Here is a 3354-nt window from a genome sequence, read left to right as displayed (position 1 = left end):
GCCGCTGAAACCGGCAGGCAATGACTCGCCTCGGGATGGGAGTGCCTGTGACAGCGTCCCCAGAAATCGGAGATTTCTGGTGTGCGAACGAGACGCGTCGCGTCTCGTTAACGCCACGACCCCCACCGAGCAGAGCCAGTCAGAGCAGATGACGCTCGGTGAGTTCGGGTCGAAACCCTCTGCCAGTAACTAACTGGTATTCCCCATGCGTGGGAAGCCGCGCCGTCATCGGACTTCGTCCGATTGCCTGAGGGATCTTCGATCCCTCTCCGTTCACGGCGCGGAGGATGTCACTCGGAGTTAGTGACAGCCGCACGATCCGCCGTCGTGTCCGTCTCCACTTCCACTCCCACAGCCACACGATCCCGACTTCGACTTACTACCCGTCCCACACGAACACGACTCCTCGGTGAAGTTGGGGTTGTCGATGTCGAATCCGGCTCCGTTGCGCGACCTCACGAACTCGACCGTGCCTCCTTCGACGGCTTCGTGAGACGACTCGTCTACCACGAATCTGATGCCGTCTGCCTCTACGACGTAGTCAGTCTCGTCGACCTCGTCGTCGAACCAGAGCTCGTACGTCGGCTCAGAACAGCATCCGCCGCCCTCGGCACGGAGACGTACGGCGTGTCCCTCAAGACCGTTCGAGTCCCTCATCTCCTTCGCCTTCTGGGCTGCGGTCTGTGTGACGTCTATGTCGGCTGTACGTGTCTGTTTCTGGTTTTGAGAATGAGTGCTCATGCAACTGTAGGTTGTGACCTGCTAACATAAGTCTTCCGTGACTTCGAGTCAGACGTATCTCATCTCTTAAGTAGGTGAAATTCGTACATAGGTCACTGGTAAGATGGAGAACAGGTTCACAGACAGGGTCGAGGCGGTCAACGACGAGATAGACACAGTCGCCTCGGAGATAACACCCGAGCCGCTCTCGGAAGCCGTCAGACATATCTCTCTGAGCGGCGGCAAACGTCTCAGACCTATTCTCACGACTGTGGCGTGTGAAGCGGTCGGGGGTGACCCCTACGGCGCGAGTGCTATAAGACACGCTACCGCCGTCGAGCTAGTCCACACCTCGGCACTCGTCGCAGACGACATAATCGACAGATCGGAGATACGTAGAGGTGTCGACTCGGTTCACGAGAAGTACGGACATCCGATGGCTGTTCTTTCGAGCAACGTCCTCATAGGACAGGCGTTCGACCTCATAGAGTCGTCGGAGGCAGCCGAGGTCATGACCGACGCACTCGTCCGTCTCGGAGAGGGCGAGGCTCTCGAACTAACCGAAAGCCTCAGGACTGTCGACGACTACTTCGACCTCGCTTACAAGAAGACCGGCTCCCTCTTCCTCGCGGCGTGTAAGCTGGGTGCTGTCTCGGGAGACGCCTCCGAGAAGGAGATAGAGGCTGTCGGTGAGTACGGCAGAAACATGGGGATAGCCTTCCAGATAAGGGACGACATACTCGACTTCACCTCGAACCCGGGTGACCTCGGAAAGCCCGTCGGAGAGGACGCTCTGATGGAGAGACCCTCACTCGTGGTGATACATTCGAAAGCGAACGACGTCTCAGTAGAGGAGTCGATAGGCTTCGCGCGGGAGAGGGCTATGTCGTACGTCGAGGACGCGAGGAGTTCGCTAGATACTCTCGACGAAGACGCCACCGAGAGCCTCGAAGAGATTGCCGACTTCGTCGTCGAGAGAGCGAAGTGAAGTACTCCTTTCTTCGAGGACTGTTGGATACGGTACTATCGACGTAGTAGATTTCACCCACACGTCAAACTTATATGGAGTGGTTTGTTAAGACTTGACATGGCTACAAAGAACGTTAGCCAGTGGGGGGAAGTCAGTACCGAAAACGTGGTTCTTCCGGTGGGGGTCTACCTCGGAGCCGTGGTATACAGCCTCGTCTCCGTAGGGACATCGATGACTCCGACTCCGGGGATGTTCGTGGCGGAGCTTCTCAAGTTCGGTCTGATAGGAACAGCGGGACTAGCCGTCTCGAACTACTGTACGTGTTTCAGCCGGTGTCCTTGTGGAGTGGTCGAGAGAGCCGTCAGGAACACGAAGGTATACGCCGCGATAGGAGCTGTCTTAGGAGTTCTACTCGTAGCTGTCTGACGTAGGGTAGACTAGGTTCGTATTCATCTTGACCTTCAGTAAGACCTAACTGTCGGCTTCCGTTTAATAAGATAGAGATGCCAGAGCCAGAGTTCCGAAGGGACAGTCCTCTCAAGCTCAGACTCGCAGAAGAGATAGATATAGACCGGGTTATAGACCTGTTTGACTCGGCACGTTACAAGATACGGCATCTCGAAAGAAAGAGATGGAACGTCTCGGACGACAGGGAGATGTCATTATTCGAGATAAAGATAAGCGAGGACAAGAGGTCTGTCACGGTGGTTCCGAAGGAGAGTACGACACCGGGAAGCATACGTGACTGTTACGGTCTTCTCGACGAGGAGATAGGCGTGGAGGAAGCCGAGAGTCTCGAAGACGGGTACGTCGACGAAGAAGACGGATAGAGACAGAGACACAGACACCGGACAGACACAGACAGACTGCTTATACTGAAGGACAGAATTACTCTTCTCGTGTCTGTGTCTGTGTCTGGGAAGGGGTCATGCCGGCATCGGCATCCGTATCAGTCTGGTCAGGTATCTCGGCGTGGCGTACGAGGAGTATAGGTACGCCGGCGTCTCTGGCGACCCTCTCGGGAACCTCTCCCAGAAGTATGGATCTTATCGAGGGCTCTGTCTCACCCATCACTACGACGTCGTGGTTTCTAGCCGAGTCAGTAATCTCGCCGACTGGGTCGTCGGAGTAGACTACCTCTGTCTCGACAACCGATGGGTCTATTCCCCTGTCGATGAGACTCTCGGAGGCTCCCCTGAGAAAGAGGTCGCCCGAGCCGTCGGAGTCGGGATCAGAGACGTGTACGAGCTTGAGTACGGTGGTGTCTCGCGTAACGAGGCTCGTGACGACGTCTGCTATGCTGTCGAAGTTGACGTCGCCTCTGAGTGGGACGAGTATCCTCTCTATCTTCTCCGTCTTGTTCGGCACCAGAACTACGTCACAGCCCTCGTCGTCGGCGACTCTTTCGAGAGTCTGTGTCGTGTCGTGTGTGAAGACTAAGACAGTCTCGACCTCCTGGGTATAGGGTCTGAACTCGTCGGCGAGTCTGTCGAGCTCCTCCTGTGACTCGTCTCCGAACTGATCACGTGCCTGTCCGGGGGCTGTCTGTTCGGGAAGGCTGTAGTAGCCTAGGACGACGACGCTCAGAGGAGACAGGAACTCGACGAGTGAGGCGGGTATCTGTTCGTCTCTTTCCTCGGAGTCGGAGATGTCGACGGGTATGA

The 3354-nt window shown here is 56.2% G+C and carries 5 protein-coding genes; 3 read left to right on the top strand and 2 right to left on the bottom strand.

Annotated features, from left to right (window positions below):
- Positions 1–300 precede the first annotated feature (300 nt).
- Positions 301–741: an iron-sulfur cluster assembly accessory protein gene (locus SV253_07920; protein MDY6775984.1), complete on the bottom strand. Its 441-nt coding sequence runs from the start codon at positions 739–741 to the stop codon at positions 301–303.
- Positions 742–844: 103 nt separating this feature from the next.
- On the opposite strand from SV253_07920, the gene SV253_07915 reads away from it, so the two are divergent.
- The 3 genes from SV253_07915 to SV253_07905 all read left to right on the top strand — a co-directional run bounded on the left by SV253_07915 (position 845) and on the right by SV253_07905 (position 2520).
- Complete coding sequence (locus tag SV253_07915) at positions 845–1708, top strand: polyprenyl synthetase family protein (protein MDY6775983.1); 864 nt, start codon at positions 845–847, stop codon at positions 1706–1708.
- A gap of 99 nt (positions 1709–1807) precedes the next feature.
- Positions 1808–2116: a hypothetical protein gene (locus SV253_07910; protein MDY6775982.1), complete on the top strand. Its 309-nt coding sequence runs from the start codon at positions 1808–1810 to the stop codon at positions 2114–2116.
- A 77-nt stretch (positions 2117–2193) separates the two neighbouring features.
- Positions 2194–2520, top strand: a complete 327-nt coding sequence (locus tag SV253_07905) for a hypothetical protein (protein ID MDY6775981.1) — start codon at positions 2194–2196, stop codon at positions 2518–2520.
- Positions 2521–2578: 58 nt separating this feature from the next.
- Here the strand turns inward: SV253_07905 and SV253_07900 are convergent.
- A partial coding sequence (locus SV253_07900) for a universal stress protein (protein ID MDY6775980.1) occupies positions 2579–3354 on the bottom strand: 776 nt, incomplete at its 5' end.

Origin of the sequence: Candidatus Afararchaeum irisae (genome assembly GCA_034190545.1) — an archaeon.
In the GTDB taxonomy this organism is placed as follows: Archaea; Halobacteriota; Halobacteria; order Halobacteriales; family Afararchaeaceae; genus Afararchaeum; species Afararchaeum irisae.
Note: the sequence above shows the minus strand (reverse complement) of the source record. Positions and strands in the feature narration are given on the sequence as shown.